The 26,121-nt window shown below is 59.2% G+C and carries 32 protein-coding genes and 1 pseudogene; 13 read left to right on the forward strand and 20 right to left on the reverse strand.

The annotated features are described in order from the left end of the window. Nucleotides 1-38: 38 nt before the first annotated feature. Both CEW89_RS06410 and CEW89_RS06415 read right to left on the reverse strand, forming a co-directional pair. Nucleotides 39-626 (reverse strand): HK97 family phage prohead protease, encoded by a 588-nt coding sequence (locus tag CEW89_RS06410; protein ID WP_096805335.1) that lies wholly within the window; start codon nt 624-626, stop codon nt 39-41. Nucleotide 627: 1 nt separating this feature from the next. Beyond that, complete coding sequence (locus CEW89_RS06415; protein ID WP_096805336.1) at nt 628-1,920, reverse strand: phage portal protein; 1,293 nt, start codon at nt 1,918-1,920, stop codon at nt 628-630. A 354-nt stretch (nt 1,921-2,274) separates the two neighbouring features. Here CEW89_RS06415 and CEW89_RS06420 point away from each other — a divergent pair, with 354 nt between their 5' ends. Further along, nucleotides 2,275-2,745 carry a hypothetical protein gene (locus tag CEW89_RS06420; protein WP_096805337.1) on the forward strand — a complete coding sequence of 157 codons (471 nt, stop codon included), beginning with the start codon at nt 2,275-2,277 and terminating at the stop codon, nt 2,743-2,745. Nucleotides 2,746-2,747: 2 nt separating this feature from the next. Here CEW89_RS06420 and CEW89_RS06425 read toward each other — a convergent pair whose 3' ends face one another. Together CEW89_RS06425 and CEW89_RS20700 are read right to left on the reverse strand one after the other, a co-directional pair. Then, nucleotides 2,748-4,010, reverse strand: a complete 1,263-nt coding sequence (locus CEW89_RS06425; RefSeq protein ID WP_244906167.1) for a DNA-packaging protein — start codon at nt 4,008-4,010, stop codon at nt 2,748-2,750. Between the two features lie 31 nt (nt 4,011-4,041). After that, a complete protein-coding gene (locus tag CEW89_RS20700; RefSeq protein WP_157779772.1) occupies nt 4,042-4,371 on the reverse strand; it encodes a hypothetical protein in 330 nt (109 codons plus the stop codon). Nucleotides 4,372-4,665: 294 nt separating this feature from the next. Between CEW89_RS20700 and CEW89_RS06430 the strand changes: the two genes are divergently transcribed. Continuing rightward, on the forward strand, nt 4,666-5,439 hold the full coding sequence (locus tag CEW89_RS06430) for a potassium channel family protein (protein ID WP_198403512.1): 774 nt from the start codon (nt 4,666-4,668) through the stop codon (nt 5,437-5,439). 36 nt (nt 5,440-5,475) lie between these two features. On the opposite strand, the gene CEW89_RS06435 is transcribed toward CEW89_RS06430, so the two are convergent. The 3 genes from CEW89_RS06435 to fabF form a co-directional block, all read right to left on the reverse strand. Continuing rightward, on the reverse strand, nt 5,476-6,666 hold the full coding sequence (locus CEW89_RS06435) for an APC family permease (protein ID WP_096805339.1): 1,191 nt from the start codon (nt 6,664-6,666) through the stop codon (nt 5,476-5,478). 63 nt (nt 6,667-6,729) lie between these two features. After that, on the reverse strand, nt 6,730-7,905 hold the full coding sequence (gene mltG, locus CEW89_RS06440) for an endolytic transglycosylase MltG (protein WP_096805340.1): 1,176 nt from the start codon (nt 7,903-7,905) through the stop codon (nt 6,730-6,732). Between the two features lies 1 nt (nt 7,906). Further along, nucleotides 7,907-9,169 carry a beta-ketoacyl-ACP synthase II gene (gene fabF / locus CEW89_RS06445; protein WP_096805341.1) on the reverse strand — a complete coding sequence of 421 codons (1,263 nt, stop codon included), beginning with the start codon at nt 9,167-9,169 and terminating at the stop codon, nt 7,907-7,909. Nucleotides 9,170-9,372: 203 nt separating this feature from the next. Here fabF and CEW89_RS06450 point away from each other — a divergent pair, with 203 nt between their 5' ends. Further along, a complete protein-coding gene (locus CEW89_RS06450; RefSeq protein WP_157779773.1) occupies nt 9,373-10,566 on the forward strand; it encodes a PilZ domain-containing protein in 1,194 nt (397 codons plus the stop codon). 35 nt (nt 10,567-10,601) lie between these two features. Here CEW89_RS06450 and CEW89_RS06455 read toward each other — a convergent pair whose 3' ends face one another. The 4 genes from CEW89_RS06455 to CEW89_RS06470 all read right to left on the reverse strand — a co-directional run bounded on the left by CEW89_RS06455 (nt 10,602) and on the right by CEW89_RS06470 (nt 13,613). After that, nucleotides 10,602-10,835, reverse strand: a complete 234-nt coding sequence (locus tag CEW89_RS06455) for an acyl carrier protein (protein WP_009571390.1) — start codon at nt 10,833-10,835, stop codon at nt 10,602-10,604. 216 nt (nt 10,836-11,051) lie between these two features. Then, nucleotides 11,052-11,789: a 3-oxoacyl-ACP reductase FabG gene (fabG, locus tag CEW89_RS06460; RefSeq protein ID WP_066710777.1), complete on the reverse strand. Its 738-nt coding sequence runs from the start codon at nt 11,787-11,789 to the stop codon at nt 11,052-11,054. An 86-nt stretch (nt 11,790-11,875) separates the two neighbouring features. Beyond that, a complete protein-coding gene (fabD, locus tag CEW89_RS06465; RefSeq protein WP_096805343.1) occupies nt 11,876-12,805 on the reverse strand; it encodes an ACP S-malonyltransferase in 930 nt (309 codons plus the stop codon). Nucleotides 12,806-12,926: 121 nt separating this feature from the next. Further along, entirely contained in the window at nt 12,927-13,613 is a 687-nt protein-coding gene (locus CEW89_RS06470) for a hypothetical protein (RefSeq protein WP_096805344.1), read from the reverse strand. A 326-nt stretch (nt 13,614-13,939) separates the two neighbouring features. Here CEW89_RS06470 and rpsF point away from each other — a divergent pair, with 326 nt between their 5' ends. The 4 genes from rpsF (at nt 13,940) to CEW89_RS06490 (ending at nt 15,800) form a co-directional block, all read left to right on the forward strand. Beyond that, nucleotides 13,940-14,296, forward strand: a complete 357-nt coding sequence (rpsF, locus tag CEW89_RS06475) for a 30S ribosomal protein S6 (protein ID WP_096805345.1) — start codon at nt 13,940-13,942, stop codon at nt 14,294-14,296. A gap of 24 nt (nt 14,297-14,320) precedes the next feature. Next, entirely contained in the window at nt 14,321-14,548 is a 228-nt protein-coding gene (gene rpsR / locus CEW89_RS06480) for a 30S ribosomal protein S18 (RefSeq protein ID WP_036700444.1), read from the forward strand. Between the two features lie 11 nt (nt 14,549-14,559). Next, nucleotides 14,560-15,168 carry a 50S ribosomal protein L9 gene (gene rplI, locus CEW89_RS06485; RefSeq protein WP_096805346.1) on the forward strand — a complete coding sequence of 203 codons (609 nt, stop codon included), beginning with the start codon at nt 14,560-14,562 and terminating at the stop codon, nt 15,166-15,168. Between the two features lie 161 nt (nt 15,169-15,329). Continuing rightward, on the forward strand, nt 15,330-15,800 hold the full coding sequence (locus CEW89_RS06490) for a transglycosylase SLT domain-containing protein (protein WP_066710792.1): 471 nt from the start codon (nt 15,330-15,332) through the stop codon (nt 15,798-15,800). Nucleotides 15,801-15,942: 142 nt separating this feature from the next. Here the strand turns inward: CEW89_RS06490 and aqpZ are convergent, their stop codons facing one another. Beyond that, nucleotides 15,943-16,635: an aquaporin Z gene (gene aqpZ / locus CEW89_RS06495; protein WP_096805347.1), complete on the reverse strand. Its 693-nt coding sequence runs from the start codon at nt 16,633-16,635 to the stop codon at nt 15,943-15,945. Between the two features lie 286 nt (nt 16,636-16,921). Then, the gene (gene tig, locus CEW89_RS06500) at nt 16,922-18,250 is read right to left on the reverse strand and encodes a trigger factor (RefSeq protein WP_096805348.1); all 1,329 of its coding nucleotides are present in this window, start codon (nt 18,248-18,250) and stop codon (nt 16,922-16,924) included. Between the two features lie 248 nt (nt 18,251-18,498). Between tig and CEW89_RS06505 the strand changes: the two genes are divergently transcribed. The 3 genes from CEW89_RS06505 (at nt 18,499) to CEW89_RS21195 (ending at nt 20,125) form a co-directional block, all read left to right on the forward strand. After that, nucleotides 18,499-18,969, forward strand: coding sequence for a cytochrome b (locus CEW89_RS06505; RefSeq protein WP_096805349.1), 471 nt, complete (start codon nt 18,499-18,501; stop codon nt 18,967-18,969). 606 nt (nt 18,970-19,575) lie between these two features. Beyond that, complete coding sequence (locus CEW89_RS06515; protein WP_096805350.1) at nt 19,576-19,818, forward strand: type II toxin-antitoxin system ParD family antitoxin; 243 nt, start codon at nt 19,576-19,578, stop codon at nt 19,816-19,818. Next, complete coding sequence (locus CEW89_RS21195) at nt 19,808-20,125, forward strand: type II toxin-antitoxin system RelE/ParE family toxin (protein WP_096805351.1); 318 nt, start codon at nt 19,808-19,810, stop codon at nt 20,123-20,125. The genes CEW89_RS06515 and CEW89_RS21195 overlap by 11 nt, the downstream gene beginning before the upstream one ends. Before the next feature lie 100 nt (nt 20,126-20,225). On the opposite strand, the pseudogene CEW89_RS21200 reads toward CEW89_RS21195, so the two are convergent. Beyond that, nucleotides 20,226-20,549 (reverse strand): annotated as a pseudogene (locus tag CEW89_RS21200) (PAAR domain-containing protein); the annotation flags it as partial. Nucleotides 20,550-20,894: 345 nt separating this feature from the next. Here CEW89_RS21200 and CEW89_RS06530 point away from each other — a divergent pair. The 3 genes from CEW89_RS06530 to CEW89_RS06535 are packed head-to-tail and all read left to right on the forward strand — an operon-like array spanning nt 20,895 to nt 23,258. Continuing rightward, a complete protein-coding gene (locus CEW89_RS06530) occupies nt 20,895-22,145 on the forward strand; it encodes a DUF4123 domain-containing protein (protein WP_096805352.1) in 1,251 nt (416 codons plus the stop codon). Then, the gene (locus tag CEW89_RS20705) at nt 22,132-22,794 is read left to right on the forward strand and encodes a hypothetical protein (RefSeq protein ID WP_157779774.1); all 663 of its coding nucleotides are present in this window, start codon (nt 22,132-22,134) and stop codon (nt 22,792-22,794) included. Before CEW89_RS06530 ends, CEW89_RS20705 begins: the two co-directional genes overlap by 14 nt. Then, on the forward strand, nt 22,776-23,258 hold the full coding sequence (locus CEW89_RS06535) for a hypothetical protein (protein WP_096805353.1): 483 nt from the start codon (nt 22,776-22,778) through the stop codon (nt 23,256-23,258). Before CEW89_RS20705 ends, CEW89_RS06535 begins: the two co-directional genes overlap by 19 nt. A gap of 226 nt (nt 23,259-23,484) precedes the next feature. On the opposite strand, the gene CEW89_RS21000 is transcribed toward CEW89_RS06535, so the two are convergent. The 6 genes from CEW89_RS21000 to CEW89_RS06560 all read right to left on the reverse strand — a co-directional run bounded on the left by CEW89_RS21000 (nt 23,485) and on the right by CEW89_RS06560 (nt 25,935). Beyond that, entirely contained in the window at nt 23,485-23,739 is a 255-nt protein-coding gene (locus CEW89_RS21000) for a hypothetical protein (RefSeq protein ID WP_096805354.1), read from the reverse strand. Between the two features lie 49 nt (nt 23,740-23,788). Further along, nucleotides 23,789-23,968 carry a hypothetical protein gene (locus CEW89_RS06545; protein WP_096805355.1) on the reverse strand — a complete coding sequence of 60 codons (180 nt, stop codon included), beginning with the start codon at nt 23,966-23,968 and terminating at the stop codon, nt 23,789-23,791. Between the two features lie 12 nt (nt 23,969-23,980). Then, nucleotides 23,981-24,280, reverse strand: a complete 300-nt coding sequence (locus tag CEW89_RS06550) for a hypothetical protein (protein WP_096805356.1) — start codon at nt 24,278-24,280, stop codon at nt 23,981-23,983. 4 nt (nt 24,281-24,284) lie between these two features. Then, nucleotides 24,285-24,716 carry a hypothetical protein gene (locus CEW89_RS06555; protein WP_096805357.1) on the reverse strand — a complete coding sequence of 144 codons (432 nt, stop codon included), beginning with the start codon at nt 24,714-24,716 and terminating at the stop codon, nt 24,285-24,287. 126 nt (nt 24,717-24,842) lie between these two features. Further along, nucleotides 24,843-25,202 carry a hypothetical protein gene (locus CEW89_RS20715; RefSeq protein ID WP_157779776.1) on the reverse strand — a complete coding sequence of 120 codons (360 nt, stop codon included), beginning with the start codon at nt 25,200-25,202 and terminating at the stop codon, nt 24,843-24,845. A gap of 106 nt (nt 25,203-25,308) precedes the next feature. Further along, a complete protein-coding gene (locus tag CEW89_RS06560) occupies nt 25,309-25,935 on the reverse strand; it encodes a hypothetical protein (RefSeq protein WP_096805358.1) in 627 nt (208 codons plus the stop codon). Nucleotides 25,936-26,121 lie beyond the last annotated feature (186 nt).

Consider the following 26,121-nt stretch of genomic DNA (forward strand, 5'->3'; position numbering starts at 1 on the left):
TGTCCTGATGTTGGGTTTCGCGGGTGAATGCGCTGGCCTCAGTCATCCCTGAAGCCACCTCCGGCCAGCAGCTTGCGGGCGCCGTTCAAAGCATCCGCGAGATCGCGCAGCATTGCCTCAGCCATGAGCGCATCCGCGCCTTTCGCCTCCGCACTGAGCCGCGCTTCCGGCAGCATCGGAAAGGTCACCAAAGACACCTCCCAAAGCTCCAGTTCCGACAAAAGGCGTGCGCCTTTCTGATCCTTCTGGGCGCGCAGCGTCCGGTAGCCGATCGACAGACCGTCAATCGCCCCCGCCTCGATCAGCGCCACCGCCTCGCGACCCTTTTGCAGATCGGTCAGCAAACGTCCTTTGACATAGAGACCGCGCGCATCCTCGCGCACCTCGTCCCAGATCCCGATGGGCTGCGCCGGGTCGTGCTGCCACAGCATCTTGACCGAGCGCCCCTTGGCCTTGAGCGCCGCCAGAGACTTGGCATAAGCGCCCTTCACAACGATGTCGCCGCCAGTGTCGCGACACCCGAAGAGCGAGGCGTAACCCTCTATCTTTACACCGTTTTCAACCTTCACATCTTCGCCCAAACGGGCGAATTTGTGCTCAAGGCCGCTGTAGAAATCCTTCTGCATCTCAGTTCCCTTCCTCGGGCGCATCCTCGGAGCTTTCCTCCTCAAACGGCAGTTCCGGTTCGTCCTCGACCTCCTCGAAAGGCGCCTCTTCCGGCAGCTCCTCGCACTCAGGTTCGGGAAGATCGGGCATCAAAGGCGGCAGTCCCAGCATCGCCCGCTTCTCGTCATCGGTGAGGAAATCCGCGCTCGCGATCCGGTTCCATTGCGCATCGCGCTCCGTCGACAGCGCCGGCACCTGATCCAGATCGGGTTTCAGCTCGACCGCCTCGCCCGTCATCTCAGACAGCCAATGCCCGATCGCCGCCGTCACCTTCTGCACCAGCGGCAGAACGGTCAGCCGGTAAAACGCCCGGTTCGCTTCCTGATAATTCGCGTAGGTCATGTCGCCCGGAATGCCCAAAAGCATCGGCGGCACCCCGAAGGCCAAAGCGATCTCGCGCCCCGCCGCCTCCTTGGTTTTCTGGAATTCCATATCCGACGGGCTGAACCCCATCGGTTTCCAATCCAGACCGCCTTCCAAGAGCATCGGCCGCCCGGCATTGCGCGCGCCCTGATGATGGCTTTCCATCTCCGAGAGCAGGCGGTCATACTGATCCGCGCTCATCGACGCATTGCCATCCGCGCCCTTGTAAACAATCGCCCCCGAGGGCCGCGCCGCATTGTCCAGCAAAGATTTCGACCAGCGCGACGCCGCATTATGCACATCGATCGCCGTCGCCGCCGCCTGAATGGGAGAGAGACCGTAATGGTCGTCCGAGGGGTGAAACGCCTTGATGTGACAGATCGGAGAATGGCCTTCAGTCACCGCAAAGCGATGTTTGCGCCCGCTCACCGAATATTCATAGGCCACCGGCCAGCCATCCGCGCCGGGCACCAGAGCCATGCGATCCGAGCGCAGCACATGCAACTCCTGAGGCACCTGCCCCCATTCGCCAACCGCTTCGAGATAGCCGTTGCCGGACAGAAGGAAATGCGCATAGAGCGCCTCGAACAACTCGGCCCGCCCCTGCGCCGGGTTCGGACGGGTGATCACTTTCAACAGCGGATGCTCTTCAAACCGTTCCGAGCGGTTCTGCAACACCAGAGGCAGCGCCGCCGCCGCTTCCGCGATCAGCTTGACCGCACGAAACCCGACCGGGTTGCCGGTAAAGCCCACACGCGTGAGGCTCACCGTGTCCCGCGGGCTCCACGCCACGCGGCCAACGCCCGAAACCGCCGCAACAACCGGTCCGGTCGCCGAGGCTTTCGTTTCGGGCATCACCTCTGCGCCCCGTTTCAGAAAGTCAAACACCATATCCGTGTCTCTCCTCATCTTCCGGTCCAATTTCTCGACCTGCCAATCGCTCAAATCCTTGCTCCCGGACGGGGGACCGGCGTGAACATCCGCCGCGTCCAGCCCGCACCCGCCCGGGTCGCTCCCGATAGGCGCCGCCCTCGTGAGAGCCATCCGCGCCTTCGGTGAAATGAGTTCTAAAGGAGAGGGTAAAAGAAGTTCTGAGCAGGGCGTGCGCTGGGGGATGCCGCGCGCAACACCCTTGAAACCCCTTGTTTTAATGAAAAATATGAGGAAACTCTCCTTCTCTCTTGCCTCTCGGGTCTCAATCGCCTTCACTGATTTGAAATGCTTCAGAGAAAGAATTTTGCAGCGATGCGTTTCGGTTCAATACGGCCTTTGCCTCTGATCCTTCGCCTGACGGAGATCGACGCGCCACTCGAAAGACGGCATCCTGCGCTCTCGCGTCTGTCGTCAACCGAGGCAGAGAGCCTTACCTACGAAAAACTCTCTTTCAGTTCCTTAAGAGCTGCGAACTGGCTGTCTTTCGTTCTTGACGGGCACATCACTCCGCAGGCACGGCTTCGCTTGCGCTGGACATCCTGGGGCGTCTGTCAAATCCGTCTTACCTTGATCCTGCTCAGCGCCGGCGTGATACTCATCCCCTTCAGCCTGATGAAACCCGAAATCGGCTGGCTCAAACTCAGCTCAGCTCTTTCGCTCGCCCTCGGTATTGGCGGTTTCCTGAGCCTTTCCCTGCAATACGCACTTGCGCGCGCCTATCTTCACCGCACTTTAAGGACTGTCGCACAACAACAAAAAACCCCGCCCGAAGGCGAGGTCTGACATCATCCCAATGTCCTGATCCGTGGCCGCCCCACCCCGGCCGCGGGCAGAATCATCAGCTCATGCACCGCCCACACGAGCGCATCCAGCCGGTCCGGCGACCCCGGTGCCTGATAGCCCTGCGCCGTCATCTTGATCATCTGATCCTCCAGATCGCCAAGCCCGCGCGTGTGGATCACCCGCCCCTGATCGTAAAGTGCGGCCACCGGTTCCGCCCGCGCCGCCTTGCCGCGTGTCGCACGCACCGATTTATAGGGCACCAACGGGTCAATCTGCCGGATCACCGTTTCCACCAAATCACCGCCCTGGTTCACCTCCGCCACGATCTTATACCCCTCCCAACGCTCCAGCGCGTTGATCGCTGCCTCGGCCCAGACCGTCGGGGAGGAGACCGACACAGAGGCATCCTCCAACACATAGGCACACCAGTTTTGCGGCGCCCCCTTGGTCACCGCGCCGACCACGACAATCCCGCATTCGTCCGATCCCTTATGCCCGGTCACCGGCGGGTCCACCGCCACGACGATCCGGTCCAGCTCCGGCACGTCCTTGACCCGCGTCGCCTCGATCCGTGCCAGAGACCACAAGGCCCCCTCTTCCTCGTCGAGCAAAACCCCGTCCAATTCCTGCCGCCCCAGTCGCGTGCCCGCGTAGCGCGCCTTGACCTCTTCCAAGAACGACGCCGCCAGATTGGCCGCGTTCGCCTCGGTCGGCGCGTGCGTCGTCACGGTGGACCTGCGCCCCAAAAGCGATTTCAGAATCCCCACATTTCTGGGCGTGGTCGTCACCACCGCACGCGGATCGTCGCCAAGCCGCAGCCCGAATTGCAGCATGTCCCAGGCCTCCTGCGGCTTGCGCCATTTCGCCAGTTCATCGACCCAGGCGGCATCGAATTGCGGGCCCCGCAACGCCTCCGGATCATTGCCGGAAAACACCGTCGCCTCCGCGCCGTTGGGCCAAACCAACGTCCGCCGCGTCGCCGACCATTTCGGCCGCCGATCCGGCGGCGAGCAGGCCAGAATCCCACTGTCGCCAAACACCATCACCTCGCGCGCCTGATCATAGGTCTCGCCGATCAGGGCCACCCGTTTCGCGCGGCCCGGCTGTGTGGCCCGGCTCCCCTCAACCATCGCGCGCACCCATTCGGACCCCGCCCGCGTCTTGCCCGCGCCGCGCCCGCCCATGATCACCCATGTGCGCCACGCGCCCTCGGACGGCAATTGATGATCCAAAGCCCAAGCCTCGAACAGGTAAGGGAGCGCCATCAGCGCCCCCTCCCCCAAGCTCTCCAAAAACTCACTCTGCTCGGCTTGCGGCCTTGAGGCGAGCCAGCCGATCAAGGATCTCAGATCGCGCGGCGTCAAAGTCGATCTCTCCGCCGCCGAGTTCCCCACGTTTGCGTTTTTCGTCATCGAGTTTCTGCCTTTCCGTCACCGCGGCCAGTTTCGCACGCATCAGGTCGGCGATCAGAGGTTTCACCTCTTTCCCGCCCGCCTTTTTGCCCGTCAAAAGCCTGTCGATCACATCGTCCAGCGCCAAAATCGCCCAAAGCAGGCTCTGTTTCACCGACGCCTCGATCTGATCCACCGTTTCGAACTCATCCCCCACAGATGAAGTCACTTTCATGGTCTTCGCCTCTCATGCTTGGTCAAACCTCCACACGAGAGACGCAGGCGCTTTCCCGAGGACCCCACAGTCCCCTTCGATGGTTCCCGACACCCCCTCAGGTCCCGAAACGGCCATCACCCACGTCTTCCAGCACCTTCGAGATTGTCGCAAAGAGCGTAAAATTGGTTGAAACCGGCGCGCGGCGGGGTCTTCACGCGCGTTAACACTTTCCGCCGTCTCCCCGCGTCACCCAAGGGCTTGTCAGAACCCGGTTTTTCCCGCATTTCTCAGAACCGACGAGGAGACAGCACCATGGCCAGCGCCCTGCACGACAGATTGAGCGAGCTTTACGAAGGCGATACCGACCGCGCGCATCTGTTCCGCTATGTCCTTTTGGCCTTCGATCTGGTGACGATCCTCTTCGTCATCGTCACCTCGTTTTTCGTCCATCCGCTCTGGGTCGAAATCACCGATCTGGTGTTCGGTGTGCTGATCCTCACGGACTTCACCGCGCGGGTCTATGTCACCGAACACAAGCTGCGCTATCTCTCCCGCCCCTCGACACTGGCCGACATCGCCGCAATGGTGTCCTTTCTCGCGCCTCTGGCAGGCGAAGGTCTCGGCTTCCTGCGCATCCTGCGCACGCTCCGGCTTTTGCACACCTATCAGCTGATGAACCGGCTCCGGCAGGACGTCAAATTCTTCCGCAAACACGAAGAGGTCATCGTCGCCGCGATCAACCTTCTGGTGTTCATCTTCGTGACCACCGGCCTGATCTACGCGCTCGAACACGGCCACAACCCGATGATCCGCAACTATGCGGACGCGCTCTATTTCACCGTCACGACACTCACCACCACAGGCTTCGGCGACATCACCCTTCCGGGCACCTCGGGGCGGATGGTCTCCATCGCGGTGATGTTCTTCGGTGTGACCCTCTTCCTGCGCCTCGCACAGGTGCTGTTTCGCCCCACCAAGGTGCGCTACGAATGCCAGAGCTGCGGGTTGATGCTGCACGATGCCGATGCGACCCATTGCAAACATTGCGGCGCGGTGGTGCATATCCAGACCGAAGGGCTTTTGTGAGCCTCCGGCGGGAGTATTTTCCGCAGCAAAGGAGACCTATTCCACGGCGGTCCCGAACAGCGTGACCACGGCCGCAAGCGCCGTGACCGCCGCGAAAAACGCCTGTTGCCACAGAGTTCTGCCCTCACGCCGCGCCAGCATCACGGCAATCGCCCCCTGCACTGTATAATACGCCGCAAAGGCCTTGGACGCCCATGAGATGATCTGAAACACATCGAGCGCCCAGGTCAGCACCAGCCCCAGCGCCACCAAAACGGCATAGCCCGCCTTCACCGGCACCCGGCCCTTGGTCAGCTCCTCGACCAACCCACCGGAGCCGGAGGTATCCGCCACCGCCGCCGAGAACTGCGCCGCCAAAGCCGCGATTACCAGCATCGCGGGCAGGATCGGGGCCACAATCCGCATCATGTCGATGATCGCGGTTTCCGAGGTTTCGATCTGATCCGGGCGAAACACATAGGCCATGAGCACCACATAAACCATGTAGATCGCGGTCGAGACCCATTGCGCCAGCCGCATCGAGCGTACCCGCGTGCTGGCATCATATTCCTCGCCGAGATAGCGCGAGGTCTCGAACCCCTGCACCGTGACGATCAGCCCGAACAACAGGCTGATGCCCGCCCACCCCGTCAGGCTCGGAGGCGTCACGATCAGACTGCCGTCCTGCGCCTTGCCAGCAAAGAACCACCCAAGCCCCATCAAAAGCCCCGCGATGATCGCGAGTTTCAGCCCGACGGAGACCTGTTCCATCCGCTCCAGCGCCTTGAACCCGCGCGTCCAGCCCACGAGCAGGATCACGCCAAACACCGCCGAGGTGACGATACGCCCCGCGACTTGCGTGTCCCAAGGGGTGAGGCTGACGGCAAAAGCGCCCAGAAGATTGAGGTAGTAGGCGACCGAAATCACATAGGCAAAGGCCAGCGCCCAGGACGCAAGCCGCTCCATCCCCGCCGTACGCGGGCCGTGCTCCGCGCGCGCCAAAGCCGCGATGTTAAACCGCACCGCCGCCCCGATCGCATAGGCCAGCGCGCACAACAGCGCCATGGCCAGCGGTGTCCACGCCCCATACGCCTGCGCCAGAATGGGGCCCAGCACGAGGAATCCCGAACCGATGATCGACGCCAGAGGCGTGATGGTTGCCTTCCAAAGCTCCGCCCGCGCCAGCTTCGGCCAGCTCAAAAGCCCGGCCATCAAGACCGTCGCACCGACAATCGCAATGGTTTCCATCACCGCTCTCCCAAAGCAAAAGGCGCGACCCGAGCCGCGCCTTTTTCAAACCGTTTCAAGTCATTATTGGCTGGCGCGCTGCGCTTCGATCTCCCGCCACTTGGCGACATTGGCATTATGTTCGGCCAGCGTTTCGGCAAACGCATGCCCGCCTGTGCCATCGGCGACAAAGAACAGATACGGCGTCTCGTCCGGATCGACCGCCGCCTGCAGCGCCTCAAGCCCCGGGTTCGCGATCGGTCCCGGCGGCATGCCCTCGATCACATAGGTGTTGTACGGGCTGTTCGATTGCAGTTCAGACTGCCGCAGGCCACGCCCCAGGACACCGACCCCATTGGTCACACCATAGATCACCGTCGGGTCTGTTTGCAGTTTCATGCCGCGTTTCAACCGGTTCTCGAACACCGAGGCCACCTTACGTCGCTCTTCGGCGACACCGGTTTCCTTCTCGATGATCGAGGCCATGGTGAGCATCTCCTCGGGGGTGTCGAACGGCAACCCGTCCACCCGCGTCGCCCAGACCGTGTCAATGCGTTGCTGTTGCAGCGCCACCATGCGGGCGATCAGATCGTCCACATCGGCGCCCTCGCGCACCTCGTAGCTGTCGGGCGCCAACATGCCCTCCGACGGCATCTCATCCGCTTCGACAGAGCCGGTGATGAAATCCGCGCCTTTCAGGCTCTCGACCACCCGCCAGACCGTCGTGCCCTCGGCCACAAGAATCCGGTAACGTGTGTTCGCATCGGCCCGCACCTTGGTGTAGCCTTCAGGGATGGCATCGCCTTCCTCGCCCTCGGGACCGGGCTGAAACTCCGCCGTTTCGACATAGCTCTGGGTCGTCGGGTCCAACTCGCGCACCTGCATCAGGGCCCGGTTCACACCGATCCGATAGACCACTTCCGTGCCACAGGTCGACGCCCCGCCCCGGGTGATGATGTCGACGATCTCCTGCATCGAGGAGCCTTCATCGACAAGGAAAGCCCCGGCCTTAAGCTGTTGCGATTTCTCGGTATAATCCGCCCCGATCCGGAAAATCGACGGGTTGGTGATCGCACCCTGCCCGGCCAGATCGTCAGAAACGCCGCGCATCGTGGAGCCCGAGGGCACCCGCAGACAGATTGCCTGATCGAGCGGCCCCTCGGCCACATATTGCCGCTTGCCCCAGGCAATCGCCCCCGCCAGAGCGACAAGGACGACGATGAACAGGGTCAGCGCATTCGAGGCGATGGATCGCCACATATCAGCCGTCCACCTTCTTCAGAACCAGCGAGGCGTTGGTGCCGCCGAAGCCGAAGGAATTCGACAGCGCCACGTCGATCTTGCGTTCCCGCTTGGCATTGGGTGCCAGATCGAGCCGCGCGTCAATCGCCGGAGTGTCGAGGTTGATCGTCGGCGGCGCCACCTGATCGCGGATCGCCAGCACACAGAAAATCGCCTCGACCGCCCCCGCAGCCCCCAGAAGGTGGCCGATAGAGGATTTCGTCGACGACATGGTCGCGGTGTCCGCCGCATCGCCCAGAAGCCGCTCGACAGCCGCCAGCTCGATCACGTCCGCCATGGTCGAGGTGCCATGGGCGTTGATGTAATCCACATCCTTCGGCTCAAGACCTGCGCGCGCCAGAGCCGCCTGCATCGCACGGTAACCACCATCGCCATCCTCGGACGGCGCGGTGATGTGATAGGCATCGCCCGACAGGCCATAGCCCACGACCTCGGCGTAAATCTTCGCACCGCGCGCCTTGGCATGTTCGTATTCTTCAAGAACCACGACGCCCGCGCCCTCGCCCATCACGAAGCCATCGCGATCCGCATCATAGGGCCGCGAGGCGTGGCTTGGGTCGTCCTTACGCTTGGTGGACAGCGCCTTGCAGGCATTGAATCCCGCGATGCCCAGTTCGCAGATCGCCGCTTCCGCGCCGCCCGCAACCATGACATCCGCATCGCCGAAGCCGATGAGACGCGACGCATCGCCAATGGCATGCGCCCCCGTCGAGCAGGCCGTCACCACAGCGTGGTTCGGACCTTTGAAACCGTAGCGGATCGACACCTGACCGGAGATCAGGTTGATCAGCGACCCCGGAATGAAGAACGGAGAAATCCGCCGCGGGCCCTTTTCCTTGAGGATGATCGCCGCATCCGCAATCGACGAGAGCCCGCCAATGCCGGAGCCGATCAGCACACCGGTGCGCAGACGATCTTCCTCGTTCTCGGGTTTCCACCCGGCATCCGTCAGCGCCTGTTCGGCGGCGGCCATACCAAAGAGAATGAAATCGTCGACCTTCTTGCGGTCCTTCGGAGCCATCCAGTCGTCCGGGTTGAACGTGCCCTTCGTCCCGTCGCCGAATTTCACCTCGCAGGCGTAATCCGTCGCAAGCCCGCTTGCATCGAACCGCTGGATCGTCCCGGCGGCGGATTCACCAGCCAGAATTCGCGTCCAGGTCTCCTCCACACCGCAAGCCAGCGGCGAAACCATCCCAAGTCCAGTGACAACTACTCGGCGCATCCGTGCCCCCTCAATTTTCGTCTGCGTTTTCTTACACGGCTCCGCCCCCCGATGGAAGACCGAGACAGACCCCTCACCGCAAATCGGCGGAGGAATGGTAACCAGATATTGAGGGTTTCGGGCATATCAATAGGCAGATGCGCAATTATGGCCCCGATATGCGGCAGGTTCGCCCCCTCCTTTCCCTGCGCAGGCTCCGGCTTGTGCTTCCGCTTTGCCTGGCGTTCCTGCTGAGCGGTCCGTTCCTGCGCGGTGCCGTGGCCGATCCGTCCTGCGGCCTGGAAGACTGGCTCACCGCGCTCAACGACAGCGCCAATTCCTATGTCTCTGCCCTCGGCACCCCCAACGAACATGAGCGCGCACGCCAGTTCCGCACCGAAATGGAGCGCTACGACCGCGATCGTCTTTTGAAACAGATCCGCGCGGCCGATCTCGGCGCCAATGAAAAACCGCTGATGGATTTCATATCCTCCCGTCGCCATCTTCTCGACCTGCAACAGGACAACTGGAGCGAAATGGCGCAACGATATGGCGGCGATCCCCGTTTTGGCGCGCAGTCGGCCAGCCTCTCGCGCTATCTCGCCGGCACCCCCTGCGACCCGACCGCGCCCGATCACCTCAATGCCACGGAAGAGGCCAAAGGGAGCCTGATGTCCCGTCTTGCCGACGGCATGCAGGAAATCGTCGAAATCACTGCCTCCGTCACCCGCAAGGATGCCGAACCCGGTCCCGTCGATCCGAAAAATTTCGATGAATTCCGTCCGGCACGGCACAATGCACCGCGCAGCGCGCCCCCGAACATTCCGCTCAGCCCCTCCGGCAACGTCGCCTTCGTGCTCGGCCTGTTCACTTTCATCACCGCCATCTCGGCGTGGATATGGATGCGCTACGGCATCGTGCAGCGCCGCGCCATCCGCTATCCCTGCGCGTTGCCCGTGGTGATTTTCGATGGCCTCTTGCCGGTGATCGGCGAGCTTCTGGACATCAGCCAGGTCGGCTGCAAGATCGAAAGCACCCATGAATTGCACGAACGCCAAAAGGTGCGACTGACCTGCGGCCCGGTCGAGCGCAAGGCCCGCGTGATCTGGCGCAACAACCATTTTCTCGGGTTGAAATTCGACCGTCAACTGACTGAGGCGGAACTCAAGGACCTGCTCGGCCCACATGCGGCCCAGATCGCCACGGAACGCGCAGACGCTCTGGCCTCCCCCCCTTGGTCCGGCCTTCTGATCCACCGCCTGAAACCGCAGTCTCCACATCGCCCCCCGCCCCGACAGGAGGCGGCGCCACCACTTCGCCTCCCAAGGGCACGCCCTCTTCCGACCTCGCAGCCTGAAGCCTTCACATCCGCGGACCGCAAACAAAAACGGCGCGCTCGTCCGAGCACGCCGTCTTGAATTTCCGCCCCTTGCGAGGCCGACCGGTCAACCGATCAGGAAGCTTCGGTGATGAACTTCACCGCGTCGCCGAAGGTCTGGATGGTCTCGGCAGCGTCGTCCGGGATCTCGATGCCGAACTCTTCTTCGAAGGCCATGACCAGCTCGACGGTGTCGAGGCTGTCAGCACCCAGATCGTCGATGAAGGACGCGGTTTCCGTCACTTTGTCTTCTTCCACGTCGAGATGCTCGACAACGATCTTTTTCACGCGATCTGCGATGTCGCTCATGTTCTTTCCTCACAATTTCGGGCCCGATGCCCAATTTAGATCCGGCCCTCGGGCCACTCGCTCTACATGGCTCCGGAACCGGGTCTTTGCAACCCCGTCCTCGGGTCATGCACCACGCAAACACCTGCCCGCGTGGCTCAATCTGCGCTGCTCATAGCACAATCCACCCCGGTGGCAAATGTTTTGTGACGCCACGTCGGGAAGGGACTTATGCGCTCAGAGCATAGCCATGCCGCCATTGACATGAAGCGTCGTCCCGGTGGTGTAACCCGCCTCCTGCGACGCAAGATACACCACCGCTGCGGCAATTTCCTCCGGCGTGCCCATGCGCCCCGCCGGGATCTGCGCGTCGATCTTGCTCTTCTGATCGTCCGTGAGCTTGTCGGTCATCGCCGTCGCAATGAACCCTGGCGCCACACAGTTCACCGTGATGCCCCGCGTCGCCACCTCATAGGCCAGCGATTTCGACATGCCAACCATGCCCGCTTTCGACGCAGCATAGTTGCCCTGTCCCGGATTGCCGGTGGCCCCCACGATGGAGGAAATGTTGACGATCCGTCCCCAACGCGCCTTCATCATGCCCCGCAGCACACCTTTGCAGAGCCGGAAGGTCGAGGTCAGGTTCACGTTCAACACACTGTCCCACTCGTCATCCGACATCCGCATGAACAGGTTGTCGCGCGTGATGCCCGCGTTGTTCACCAGAATATCGACCGAGCCCATCGCCTCGGCCGCCTGCTTCGGCAGCGCCTCGACACTTTCCTTGTCCGAAAGATTGCAGGGCAGCACATGCGCCCGCTCACCCAATTCGGCAGCCAGCGCCTCCAAAGGCTCCACGCGCGTCCCGGACAGGGCCACGGTGGCACCGGCATCATAAAGCGCCTTGGCGATTGCACCGCCGATGCCGCCGGACGCGCCCGTGATCAGCGCATTTTTACCAGTCAGATCAAACATTTCCAATTCCTCCGAAGCTTACCGCTTCTTTTGTCCATCAATATCCCGGGTGAACCGCGCCCCTGGGCGAGGTGAGGGCAGAGCCCTTATTCCTTGAGCTTCGCAATATCCTCCGGCGCACCGATCGCCGTGCAGGCGATGGATTTCTCGATCCGCCGCACCATCCCCGACAGCGCCTTCCCCGCACCGATTTCCCAGATCTCGGTCACACCCTCACCGGCCATATAGGCCACGGATTCGCGCCAGCGCACGGAGCCCGTCACCTGCTCGACCAGAAGCGCCCGGATCAGCGCCGGGTCGGTCACCGCAGACGCCCGCACATTGGCCACCAGCGGCACGACCGGTTCGGAAATCTCGACATCGTCCAGCGCCTCGGCCATCACATCCGCTGCCGGGCTCATCAGCGCACAGTGGAACGGTGCGGACACCGGCAGAAGAACCGCGCGTTTCGCGCCCTTCGACTTGGCGATCTCCACCGCGCGTTCCACGGCCTCTTTATGACCGGACACAACCACCTGCCCCGGATCGTTGTCATTCGCCGCCTGACAGACCTGTCCTTGCGCGGCCTCTTCCGCCACCTCTTTCACGGTCGCGAAATCGAGCCCCAGAAGCGCCGCCATTGCGCCCACGCCCACAGGCACGGCCGCCTGCATCGCCTGACCGCGTGTGCGCAAAAGTCGCGCCGTATCGGCCACGGAGATCGCGCCTGCCGCCGCCAGTGCGGAATATTCGCCCAAAGAATGCCCTGCCACGAAGGCCGCATCGGTCACCGCAAAGCCTTCGACCTCAAGCGCACGCATCGCCGCAAGAGAGGTCGCCATCAGTGCCGGCTGGGCGTTCTGCGTCAGCGTCAGGGTTTCGATGTCGCCGTCCCAGATCAGCGCGGACAGCTTTTCGCCCAACGCTTCGTCCACCTCGTCGAAAATGGCTTTCGCCGCCGGATAGGCCTCGGCCAAAGCCTTGCCCATGCCGATCGTCTGGGCACCTTGCCCCGGAAACACGAATGCGCGCGTCATGCCCGCCCCTCCACATGTCTGTCTCTGTCGCACACGGGTCTAACGATCCCGCGCCGCAACGGCAAGCCGACACAGAGGGAACATGACCGGAAACAGGGGGAACACGCCTGCGCTCTCCGGATCAGCGCAAGGCCCCCGGCAGTCTCCGCACGCCCGCCACAGGCGTCCCCGCAACCGGCCTGGACGCGGCGACCACCCGCGTCGGCTGTACCGGCTCCGACGCGTCAGGATGCAGATCGCCGTTCAGATCGTACCAGACCTCGCGCATCAGACGTTCGGGTCCGACGAACAGCGTCAAGACCTCGCCCGTCCTCCCATAGCGCAGATTGAGCTGGGTCAGCCGTCCTGCGCCGGGCAGGCACCGCAGAAACACCGAACCGATCTCGGCAAAGCCGATCACCGTCTGCAACCGGGTGTCCGATTTGCGGTTACGCCAGACCAGCCGAAGCTGTTCGCGTTGCAGATCGACCTGCACCTCCCGTGCCAACCCGCGTTCCGCCAAATGACCGAGTCCCAGCCCCGCAAGCCCGAGCGCAATCGAAAGCCCGGCCTTGATGCCCAGCACCGTCAGCGAAAACGTCGATCCCGGCAGGAGCCAGAGTCCCGCCATGCCCAGGAAACATAGAACGGAACCAACGCGCACCACGATTTCCGTGCGCATCCGCATCCGTCCCAACCCGTCCTCACGCACGAGGCTGTAGCCCCAGCCACGCTCCAGACGCACGATCATCCCGCCATCGGACCCACCCTGCGTCCCGGACGGCGCCATGGAGCGCCCCTGATTTTCCTGATCGGAAGAAAGGATCATGCCTTCTTTCCTTTATTGTTGTCTCATCCACCTGAGGTTGAGACATTATGGTTAATCTGGGCGGGATTGTGGCTCGCAGACGGAGATTTCGCGCCATTGCGCCCTGCCGTTGCGGCAGCCGCCCGCACAAGCCCGCCCCCCGGGGGCACGCCACCAAACATCGCGGCGCAACACCCGGAATTCTCCCTTGCGCCAAAGCCCGGGATGCGTATAAAGGCGCATCCTTTTCGCAAGACACGTATGAACCGCGCAGTCTCTCGTGGACGGGCCGCGAAAAGGCCAAATGCCCGCCCTATGAAATGCGCTTGAAATGAACTGGAGTCTCCATGCCGCTTTACGAGCATGTCTTCATCTCGCGTCAGGATCTGTCCAACGCGCAGGCCGAAGGTCTCATCGAACATTTTGGCACCGTGCTTGCGGACAACGGCGGTAAAGTCGTCGAATCCGAGTACTGGGGCGTCAAAACGATGGCCTACAAGATCAACAAGAACCGCAAGGGCCACTACGCCTTCCTGCGCACCGACGCCCCGTCGGACGCCGTGCAGGAAATGGAACGCCTGATGCGTCTGCATGACGACGTGATGCGCGTCCTGACCATCAAGGTCGACGCTCACGAGGAAGGCCCCTCCGTCCAGATGCAGAAACGCGACGACCGCGAAGAGCGTCGTCCGCGTCGTCAGTAATCTTGTTAGGAAAGGACCTAACCCATGGCCACTAAACCGTTTTTCCGTCGTCGCAAAGTGTGCCCGTTCTCCGGCGAGAACGCGCCTGCCATCGACTACAAGGACACCCGTCTTCTCCAGCGCTACATCTCCGAGCGCGGCAAGATCGTCCCGTCCCGCATCACCGCAGTCTCCGCGAAGAAACAACGTGAACTGGCTCGCGCCATCAAACGTGCCCGCTTCCTCGCCCTGCTGCCCTACGCCGTGAAGTAAGGAGTAAGCACATGCAAGTTATCCTTCTCGAACGCGTGGCCAAGCTTGGCCAGATGGGCGATGTCGTGTCCGTCAAAGACGGCTACGCCCGCAACTTCCTGCTGCCGCAGGAAAAAGCACTGCGTGCCTCCGAGGCGAACATCAAAGCTTTCGAAGCTCAGAAAGCTCAGCTCGAAGCCCGCAACCTCGAAACCAAAAAAGAGGCCGAAGCGGCTGCCGAGAAACTCGACGGTCAGAAGTTCGTCGTGATTCGCTCTGCGTCCGACGCTGGTTCGCTCTACGGCTCCGTCACCCCGCGTGACGCCGCCGAAGCTGCAACCGCCGGTGGTTTCTCCGTCGACCGCAAACAGGTCGTCCTGAAAGCCCCGATCAAAGAGCTCGGCCTGCACGAAGTGCACGTCCTGCTGCACCCGGAAGTCGATGCGACGATCATCCTGAACGTCGCCCGCTCCCTGGAAGAAGCCGAACTGCAATCCGCAGGCAAATCCATTCAGGAACTTGCCGCCGAAGCTGAAGCTCAGGCTGAATTCGAGATCGCCGAGCTGTTCGACGACATCGGTGGCGCCGCCTCCGACGACGACGATTTCGCCGCTCCGGCTGCCGAGGCCGAAGAAGAGTAATCTTCTCCCCCTCCACAATTTGGAAAGCCCCGCTCACCGGCGGGGCTTTTTCTTTGCGTCCGCTACAAACGGCGAGCTTCCGCCGATGCCAACTCTGCGGACTTGGCAGATTCAGCCAAACATGGTCAATAAACCCAGTTCAATTTTCCAAGAGCTCAAGCATGACAGCAGTCGCCCGTCGGACCTTCCTTTTGTCCGCTCTCGCTCTCGCCGCCTGTGGCAACAAGGCCGAAGTGTCCCGCGCCAAAGGCTTCAACCCGCCGCTCTACCCCAATGAGACGCCGCAACTGCGCGCGCAGATCAACAAATGGGCCGACTATTACGACATTCCGCGTGAGCTGGTGCACCGTCAGGCTATCCGCGAAAGCACCCACAATCCTGCCGCCCGCAACGGTCCCTACTGGGGCCTCCTGCAAATCCTGCCGCAAACCGCCCGCACCATGGGCTTTCAGGGCGAGCCGAAAGAGCTGCTCAATGCCGATGTGAACCTGAAATACGCGGGCAAATACCTGCGTGGCGCCTATCTCGTCTCCGGCGGTGACATCGACGGCGCCATGGGCTGGTACGCCCGCGGCTATTACTACGAGGCCAAGAAACAGGGCCTGCTCTACGAAACCGGTCTGCGCAGCTAAAGCGTTTCTTTTGTCCGGAAATATCCCGGGGGTGAGCGGAGCGAAGGGGCAGAGCCCCCTTTTTTCACGCGTCTCTGCCCATGGAAAAGGCCGCCTCCTCCCGGAAGCGGCTTTTCTTATTGTCTCAAATCGCCTTTGAGGATCAATCCTCGGTCGTCGACACCAGCTTCCAGAGCACCCCGCCAATCACCGCACCGGCAAGGGGCGCAACCCAGAACAGCCAGAGCTGGCCCAGCGCAGCCGTCTCCGCAAACAAGGCCACCCCCGTCGAACGCGCCGGGTTCACAGAGGTGTTGGTCACCGGAATGGAGATCAGATGGATCAACGTCAGGGCAAGGCCGATCGCAATCGGACCAAAACCCGCCGGTGCGCCTTTGGAGGTGGACCCCAAAATGACGAAAAGGAAACCTGCCGTCAGGATGATTTCGATCACCAGAGCGGAGGTCATGGAATAGCCCTGCGGCGACAGTTCGCCATAGCCATTGGAGGCGAAACCGCCCGCCCCTTCGAACCCGGTCATACCGGAAGCGATAAGGTAAAGTCCGGCGGCGGCGATAATGGCACCGACGATCTGCGCGCCCCAATAGGCCGGCAGATCTTTTACAGGATGACGCCCCGCGACGACGAGTCCCAGTGTCACCGCCGGATTGAAATGTCCGCCGGAGATATGGCCAACGGCAAAAGCCATGGTCAGAACGGTCAGGCCGAACGCCAGCGCCACCCCCGCGTAACCGATCCCGACATCCGGCACGCCGGCCGCGTAAATCGCACTGCCACACCCTCCGAAAACAAGCCAGAAGGTACCAAACCCCTCCGCAAGAAGTTTCTTAATCATTCAAAATTCTCCTGTTCAGATTGACGGTGGAGTAGCACTCTCCGCATTGCGAAACAGGGGGAATTTCTATTCCTGAACACTCATACCCCACGGTTCAGAAGACGCGTCACGTCACATCCTCTGCCCAAAACCCGCCCCCCCTTCCTCGACATCAGCCCGTGCCGGGGTGCTCTGCCTCGAAGACAGGGGCCTCTCAGAATGTCTGATCATATAGGAAAAGGCCGCCTCCTCACGGAAGCGGCCCTCTGTCCCTCGCTCGATGCGAGATGCCCTGTTCGGGCTTATCTTACTCTTCGTCGAGCGCTTCGACGGCTTTCTCGAGGTCCTCTTTCGAGACCTCTTTTTCCGTCACCTGGGCGTTCTCGGCGATGTAGTCGACCACTTTGTCTTCGAACAGCGGGGCCTGGATCTGCTGACGCATCTGCGGGTTTTGCTGAACGAATTCAAAGAACTGACGCTCCTGACCCGGGTATTGACGGGCTTGGGTCAGCACGGCTTGGGTGAACTCGGCGTCGGTGACCTGAATCTCTTGCTTCTGACCGATGTCAGCCAGCAGCAGACCAAGGCGCACGCGGCGTTCGGCCAGTTTGGTGTGCTCTTCGGTGGTCTCGATTTCCGGGTGATCGTGACCGTGCACGTCCGGGTTTTCCTCGTGCCAGAGCTGGTGAGCGATCTGGTTGGCTTCGGCTTCGACGAGGCTCGGCGGCAGCTCGAAGGACACTTTATCGTCCAGTTGATCGAGAAGGCCACGTTTCATGATCGCGCGGGCGGCACCGGCATATTCGGCTTCGAGACGCTCGGTGATCTGGTTTTTCAGCGTGACGAGGTCCTCGACACCGAATTTCTTCGCCAGCTCGTCGTCGATCTCGGCGGCAACCGGGGTTTTCACGGCTTTGACGGTGCACTCGAAGGTGGCGTCTTTGCCAGCGAGGTTCTCGGCGCCGTACTCTTCCGGGAATTTCACTTCGACGCTTTTCGCGTCGCCGGCTTTCAGACCGACGAGCTGTTCTTCGAAGCCCGGGATGAAGGAACCGGAACCCAGAACCAGCGGGTAGTCTTCCGCTTCGCCGCCTTCGAAGGCTTCACCATCGACGAACCCTTTGAAGTCGATCACGACCTGATCGCCATCGGCGGCCGCGCCGTCTTTGTCTTCAAAGTTCTGCGCGGTGGCCGCGAGGTTTTTCAGCGCGTCTTCGATTTCTTCGGCGGAGGCTTTCACCACGAGTTTCTCGAGCGTCACGGTGGACAAATCGGCTTCCGGGATCTGCGGCAGAGCTTCGTAGGTCATGGTGACCACGACGTCATCGCCCTCTTTCCACTCTTCGCCGCCGTCCATGGTGACATTGGGCTGCATCGCCGGTTTGTCGCCAGAGGCTTCGAAATGGTCATTCATCGCCGCATCGACGGTTTCCTGCATGGCTTCACCCAGAACGCGCGGGCCGAATTGCTTTTTCAGCAGCGCCAGCGGCACCTTGCCTTTGCGGAAGCCTTTCATTTCGACTTCCGGCTGCGCCTCTTTCAGCTTGGCATTGACTTTGTCGTCCAGCTCGGCGGCGGTGATGGTGATCTGATAGCCGCGCTTCAGACCTTCGTTCAGGGTCTCGGTGACCTGCATCTTGGCGTCCTTCTTACGTCTTGTACGTCCAGTCGGGCCGCAACAAAGGCGACCGTGTAAATCAGTCGCCCTTCTAGGCGGTCAAAGCCCATCGTGCAAGGCGATTCCGTCCTCCGCGCCCCCGCCCCTGCCCTGTTCACATCTGACGCGGTCAACCCCGCTTCGCTCCCCGGTTTGCGCCACATCAAATCCAAAAACATATTTAAAATATATATCTTTTCTGACCAAAGATTCGAACCGGCAAAGACATGCGCGACCTTCCAGACACCTTCTCCCTGCCCCAGCGCCTCCTGCACTGGACGATGGTGGGGTTAATCCTTCTCAACCTGCTGTTTCCCCAGAAAATGTGGTACTTGCTCATTCCCGGGTTCGAACAGCCACTCTCCATGCACATCGTCATCGGCCTGGCCGTATTGCTGCTCGCCGTGCTGCGCCTGTTCCTGCGCCTGGGCTTCGGCGTACCACCCGAACCCTTGGGCGCGCCTTGGTTCTTCCGCGTCTTTGCCCGCACCGGGCAATGGATTTTCTACCTGTTCTTCTTCGCCATGCCGCTCACCGGCCTCTTGGCGCATTACGGCCACCTGCCCTTCGCGCTCACGCTGCACACCCGTGTGATCCAGCCGCTGTTCTGGGTCTTGATCCCGATCCACGTCTCTCTGGCGCTGGCGCATCAGTACCTCTGGAAGACCGACATGCTCGGCAAGATCCTCCGCGGCTGAGCCATGCTGCCCCGTTTTCATTGCGACTGTCCGAAGAGGAACGCACCCGGCTTGAAGCGCAGGCCGGGGCGATGTCTCTGGCAGCCTATATCAAGTCGGTCGTGCTGGCGGAGGATGACACTGTTTCTGCTGCGGGCGATGCAGAATGTGTGATCACACGTCCAAGGCATGGTCTGTTTCCCTCTTTTTGTTCTGACAGGTTGCGCATGCAACCGCCTGGCCTCCGCCGAGGAGCGGGTGTGTAAGGAGCAAAGGCGTGGGAACCACGGGACCGGAGCCACGCGGAGCTGCAACGAAGAAAAGCGAGCATGGCGAGGACGCCCAAAGATCGCGCGGCGGCGTTCACAACGCAGCATACCGAAGCCGAAATTCGAAAGTTCGTCAAAGAACTTTGGGCGGGGGCCGCAGTCAGTTGGCTCGGGATATTGCTGCCAGCCTCAATCGCACCTCACGGTTTCAGGTTGAAATTGAACAAAAGACCCATGCCCACAATCGGCCCCGCCCTTTCGGGTTAAGTCGCGGGCCATAGAGTCATGACAAGGTTTGCCATTCATTTTGACAAAGATTGCCAATATGCGCTATACTAACCCCATGAAGGAGACCTCCATGGCCACAATGAATGTTTCCCTGCCGGACGGCATGAAGTCTTGGGTTGAAGACCAATCGACCACGGGCAGTTTTGCCAACGCCAGCGATTATGTCCGCCACCTGATCCGCAAAGATCAGGAGCGCCAATCGGCGATTGCGATGCTGCAAGGCGCGATCACCGAAGGGCTGGAGAGCGGCCCGGCGGAACCGTTTGAGATGTCCGGCTTCAAAGCCAGCCTCAAGGCCCGTCATGACGAATGAGCCGCTCGCGCTGCATCTGACGCCAAAAGCCAGAACTGACCTCGAAGAGATTTGGGCCTATACGGTAGAAACGTGGAGCGAGGCCCAAGCCGAACGCTATCTCGATACGATTTCCGAGAGCTTTGATATGCTCTGCGCGATGCCGACTATGGCCCGCGAATATCACGAGTTCACCCCACCCGTGCGCATCCACCCGATTGGTCCGCATCTGGTGGTTTATATGGCGGACGATGCGAAACTATCGGTGATCCGGGTTCTGGGCGCAAAACAGAACTGGCGGGCCGTGTTGGAACAGGTGGAAAGTTAGGAAGAATCGGCCCTAAGCTGCCATCCGAGAACTGTTCATCAAAGGTCCGCTTCCGCCTCCCCCCAATCGACACATCCCCCGACCCACTCCACACGCTGCCACCACAGTCGATGGCGTCGCCAACGCGGCCTGCCGGTTTGCCGTTGATGAACACTGTCCCAGACCCGCCCGAGAGGCTGCGCCCGTGCGGAGGATGTTTGGGTTTGGCATGGGGGGCAAAGCTGTCTCCTTGGCGGAGCGCAGGCTGGCCATTGATGCTCACATCCCCGCTGCCTGATGTGGCAGGGGGTGGCGGGAAGCCGTCGTGATCCGATCCTGTGTCGCCCTGCGCCATAGGCATTGCGATTAGCTTTCGCCTTTTCAAGAAACGCCTCCATGCTTTCAAAATAAAAGCCGGTAGCTGACAGGTCATAGGGTTGGGCATGTAAATATGGCATGGTCTTTTCTCCTCTTTGGTTTTGACGGGTTGCGCATGCAACCGTCTGGCTTGCGCCGAGCAGTGGGGGAGAAAGGATCAAAGGCGTGGGAACCACGGAACCGGAACCACGCGCAGCTGCAACGAAAAAAAGCGAGCATGGCGAGGCCCCACCCTTTGATCCGCGCCCGGGGCGGCAGTCCCAAGACTTGGGATGTGCGGCAGACATTCCCTAAAAATCATTTGACGTTGTTCGTCATACTGTTCAGGCTTCGCAATGACCCAATTGCGATTTTCTGCATGAATGTCACCGACGCTTATGATAGAATTCCTTTAAATAACTGATAGTTGAGTATGAGTTTATTTGAGCCATGGATCGGCAACGGCATTTTTCGAAATGATAAAACCGGGGTCGCATATCAAAGTCTTATCGCCGTGTGGTCCGATGGATATGCGACCTATCGCTCAGGGATTGAGGCAGAGATTTTATACCGCGACCTAACGCTCGTCCGACTCGAAAACGTCTCTCCTGTCCGTGAATGTCAAAACCAAACGTCGCCACACTTCAGCGCACTGGTACAGGCTGTTCATTCCGGCAATCCCGTGGAGATGGGGTCCTTGGAGCCCTTCACAAACACGGACACGCAACAGAATTATTTGACCGTCGAGGAATTCTCCGTCGCGCCGCTGGACCGACAATCGGGCGTCTGGCCGATGAAAAATGTGCCCGATGCACTTTATGATCCGCTTTTCGGGCAGCCCGCACCGACCGAGGCAGAGATTGCGCATTACGGCGGCGTCGAATATGTCCCACCGATGAAAACCTATGCGATCCTCGATGCAGGAAAGTTCCAGTCCGGCCTGAGCGAATTCGAAGACTGCGGCCTGCCGTTCCGTTGCCTGTTCAAAGGAGACGCCGCTGAGGAGCAAAAAGACGTTACGCCTTACCTGTTCGAACTTTCCCCGGACAGCTCCTTTGTCCGCCGCCTGTTCACCCATCTGCCGGATATGTCGGAAACGATGACGACGGTGCATATGTGGCATCGCGAGCCGGGAATATATCTACGCTCCCGCGCGGAGTTCGACGATGTCTGGAAGCATTTTCGGAAGTTTACCAAGGTGCAGGATGAAAATGGGAAGTGGTATTATTTCAGGTTCTGGGAGCCAGAAATGCTCTATTCCGCCGCAAAAATAATTTCTGAGGTTCCTGTTTTATCCAAACATAGAAAATTGTTCTCAGCTCTCATATCAGAAGGCAAAATCGTTTTAACCAATTCCGATAAAGCCACTATACTAACAACAAACGCACAGAATGACGGCTTTAAGATCATCTTGAATAGAGATTTTTTCTCATTCCTATACCCTTTGGTTAAGTCTGGAATAGACTATTCCGCATTTGATTTTGAAGTGATTTACAGCAGCTTACCAAAGCTATGGGAGGCAGGAATTAGAAAACCTCATACCATCATGGCGTATCTTAAATTGTCCAATTCTCGTGGATTAAAGGTGATTGCCGACAAAGTCATTGAAGGACGAAATGTGAGAAAAAAACAAAAGAGCTTACAGTTGAATATTTATCAGGATTGGTGTGATGGGACTATTTGATAGATGTAAACCAGATTTCTCTATTATTTGCATATGGCCAAGATATCCAATTGATATTGGATGGGGGCCGGAAAAGTTAGGCTTGCAGCCTAAAATTGGAGCCGAAGAGCACCCAGACTTTGGCATAGACAATGAAGGACATTATAATATTCCTTTGGGACATGCTGGGATTGTTCTCGTTCAGGGAGGAACAGGCCAAACCCGATATTATGAGTATGGTCGTTATTCTCGCGACAGTGAAGGCAATCACATTGGCAGTGTAAGAAATGTATCGGTTCCAAACTTATCGTTAGAGGAAAGTGGGTGGCCGACGGTATCATCTCTTCACAATCTCGCCAAAAGCATTACTGGTCGATCCGGGAAAAACACTCACTTGCATGGCAACTTTGACCACAATTGCGGGGGCTATGATCAAGCGGTAGACTTCGCTGAATCTTATAACAATTCAGAGTATAGCTTTACTTCGAATAGTTGCATAACATTTGCGCACAAAGTAAATGCTGCTGGAGGTTTTTCTTGGTTTGGACCGGTTCCGATATGGGATAGTTTCCCTCCCAATGAACAAGATATGATGCCTTGGCAGAATTATATTACGTACTGGCCGACAACCGATACCTTCAAAGAATTTGTATGGCAGATTTCAGAATGAAAAAAATTGCTTTAGGCGCGATAGGCGTATCAATTTTGATTGTAGGTGTTGCCATTTTTCAGATGGCTACCAAGAATAATACGAGTGAAACGAGTTCTGATCCCATGACCATTGAACGCCCAGAGAATGTACCTTTAGATGCAGTTTTTCGGGGAGGTCTAGACGGCGGTTTTTTCATTTCCTTGGAGCGTAGAGATCTCGTCTTAAAGGATGGGATTAAAGTTCCTGCCTATTGGATAGAAGCCTACGACAGTTACTCTGGCATTGCCGAATACAAGGGGATGGGTATCTTTATTTCAGATAGGGAAATGTCCTCCGATGGAGAGACATATTTCTACGCCCCACCTTCCGTAGAGGACATTTTGTCTTCCGGTTATTTTGACGGAAGTGAGCTGGCGTTTGACATTGATGGTCATGCAAAAGTGGGCCGGATCATTCCAGTCGATATTAACCTTGACCATTAGAATGCGTAGGTAGAGGCCCTGATTGGCGATCAATCGACCAATGGATTGTGCATGGTTCGGTGCAGGTGGAGAGGTCACGTCTCCAAGCCCTGCGAGGGGGCTCCAAGGGGAAACGATAGTCGTAGAGCTTTTGGCTTTTATCCCGTGCAAGCTTGCCATTGCGCAGATTGGCCATATCGCCCAGTTATGATCGGAAGGCTGTCCCAGTGCCGTATTCAGCAACACCTCAAGCGCTGTGCCGGTTGCAGAGGTGACCTGCTCCCCTGAAAAGTCCTCGATTTGAGGTTAGCCTGTTCTCCAACTGAGGAGACAGACGATGAAGAGAAGCCGTTTCAGCGAAGAGCAGATCATTGGCATCCTGAAGGAACACCAGGCTGGTCGCCCATTTCGGCGCTTTGGCCGCGTAGTGCCAGCTTTCCGCGATGGTGCCGCAGAGCGTGCATTTCGCCCGGAACGGTTTGTTGGGGTTGGCTTTCGACATATTGGTCCTGCGTGGCAATAGCTGGAATTCGAGGAGCGAGGACAGCCGCTCATGGCGCGCCGTTCACGAACTCCTCTGCGGCCTGATTGAGCTGCGCCCAGTTTCGCACCCGTTCCTTCAGTTCCGCAAGCCGTGCGTCTTCTGCCGGAGTGCGGGGGCGCCCGCAAAGGTCAGCCAGTTCCTTACGGTCGGCTTGGTGTTTTGGGCTGTCGATCCAATGAGTTTCCATGAGGGGGCTATCCTATTCCTTGCGGTGCCAGGGTTGGTGTGAAAGGTCCGCCCTCCATGCCCAGACAAGGACGAGGGCGCTCAGCACGATAAGGGGCACGCCCCACATACTGGGGCCGCGCCCCGTACCGACGAATGTGGTGCCAAAGCCGAAAAAGGCCAGCAGACCTCCGAGGAAGAAAACCTTTACGCGCGCAACTCCGGGTGGCGTCGTGTCTTTGACCGCGTGGCAATTGCTACAAACCGTGGCGCGACCGTCCATCTCGGTGTAGCAGAACGGGCAGGTCTGGGTTTCTGGTGCAGTGTCGGTCATGGTGTCACAGGTCCATATCGGCGGGCGCGACCGGCGTGTCGTCCGTCAGCGCTTCGAGGATCTGGCGGTCCACCTCGGCCACATGCTGACGGATCAGATCGAAATCGGTCAGCGAAAAGCTGATGGTTGAAGTCTGCGCGCCGCCGTTGAAGCTGACCGAGAACAGCGCCGTACACCCCGGCATGATCTGTGTTGCGCGGTGCTGGCGGAAACGGTATTCGGCATCGCCACTGAAGCCGCCTGAACAGGGCCGATACTGCGTCGTCTTGCGGGAGCCGAAGCGATCAACTGTCGTGATCTCGTGCAGCGGCTGACCGTCAAGATCGGCAATAAATCCCTCATCCCCCCAAGCCCAGGTTGCACCATAGGCCGTGCGTTGCGACGGCGGAGGAATACAGGGCGGAGGTGAGATCAAACTCATTGTCTTGGACATCATACCAATCCCCCAGTCGGTTTTTATATGAGCGGCCTGTTTCCTCAGATTCTTCTATAATTTCTTCAATAAACTCAGAAACATCTTTCAAATAGAAGTCCCAGTAGTCTTTACCTTTTCGAATATCTCTCATCGGTCTTCTTCCCTCCAAACTCTATTTTCCAAGCTCTCGCGAGTAACATTTCCATCTTTATCGACACGAAGAATTTCAGCCTCATAACTATTTAAAATTCTCCTTGCTTCTCTTTTAGAGAAGGAATCTTTGACCCTCGGTCTAATCCAAGCTGGCGACATTTGCACAGTAAGATCCTTCAACTTACCAAGTCCGGCTGTCCCGCATTTTGCATCCGTTACAAAATAATCGGGAGGGGGATTAGGGTTTGTATACACAGAATCCAACCCCGTGTGCCCCGGGGTGTCCATGGTCGCATTCGGCCCGTTGACCTTTTCCCAAGCTGGTGTCTGATTGGCGGCCCAATCGTCCGCCATCGTCTCACCAAAGCGTCATACGCGCGGCAAATGAGCGTTTGGGATGCGAAAATACCCGTTGCGTAAAGATATATTGAAAGGAAAAACAGGGGGCCTTAATCCTGTCTCACCCCGCCCCGCCGACAATCAGAAGCGTATTGTCCTTGGTGAAGTCGATACGGTGCCCCATGAGCCAGAGCCTAGCCGCCGGTTCATCATTCATCGGATAGCGCAGGATCGGCCCCAAGAGATACCGCGTGACCTCCGGGATGGTGGTCATCATGTAAACGGCTTCCCGAAGCCCTCGAATCCACTTTGGTCTTTCAGAAGCAACATCAATTGCATCATCACCGATAGTCATCGTCGCATCCAGAAGACCCAATGCCCCGGCTTTATACCCCGCATCGTAGTCGTCACTGGAAATCAGCTTGACAGGTTGCTTGCGAATGTAGGACGCATCATCGTTCCCTAGTTCGAACAGGCGATCTGCCACCGCATCCCGATAGGCCTCGGCAAGGGCGATTGCATCCGCGTCCACCTCTCGCGGCTTTGCCAAAAGGTAGGTGCCGTTGAAATCGGCATCCTTGCGTAGTTGTTCAATTCGCTCGATAAACGCCCACCCTCCGGGCAAACCAGCAAAGGCCGCCTCTAGGTCTTTTCGCGTCTCCAATTCAAGCATCAGACTTTCAAAATGATGTTTGTTAAAACGCGACGGGTTTTCGACATATGACAGCCAGTCATCCAATAACGACATTTTCACCTTCCAGCCCGTAATATAGCGAACGCAACCCCCTCAGGCAAACCATTGCCCCCTCCGTCAAGGTATTGGTTTGCAAAATAGCCCATCCGTCGCAAGAACTCATTTCTTGTACTCGGGGGAGGGGGCGTAGAGGGCATCCAGTGAATTGTGCGTTACCCAATGTCGCCCTGTCGTCCTGCT

It is taken from the genome of Celeribacter ethanolicus (assembly GCF_002407265.1).
GTDB classification, from domain to species: Bacteria; Pseudomonadota; Alphaproteobacteria; order Rhodobacterales; family Rhodobacteraceae; genus Celeribacter; species Celeribacter ethanolicus.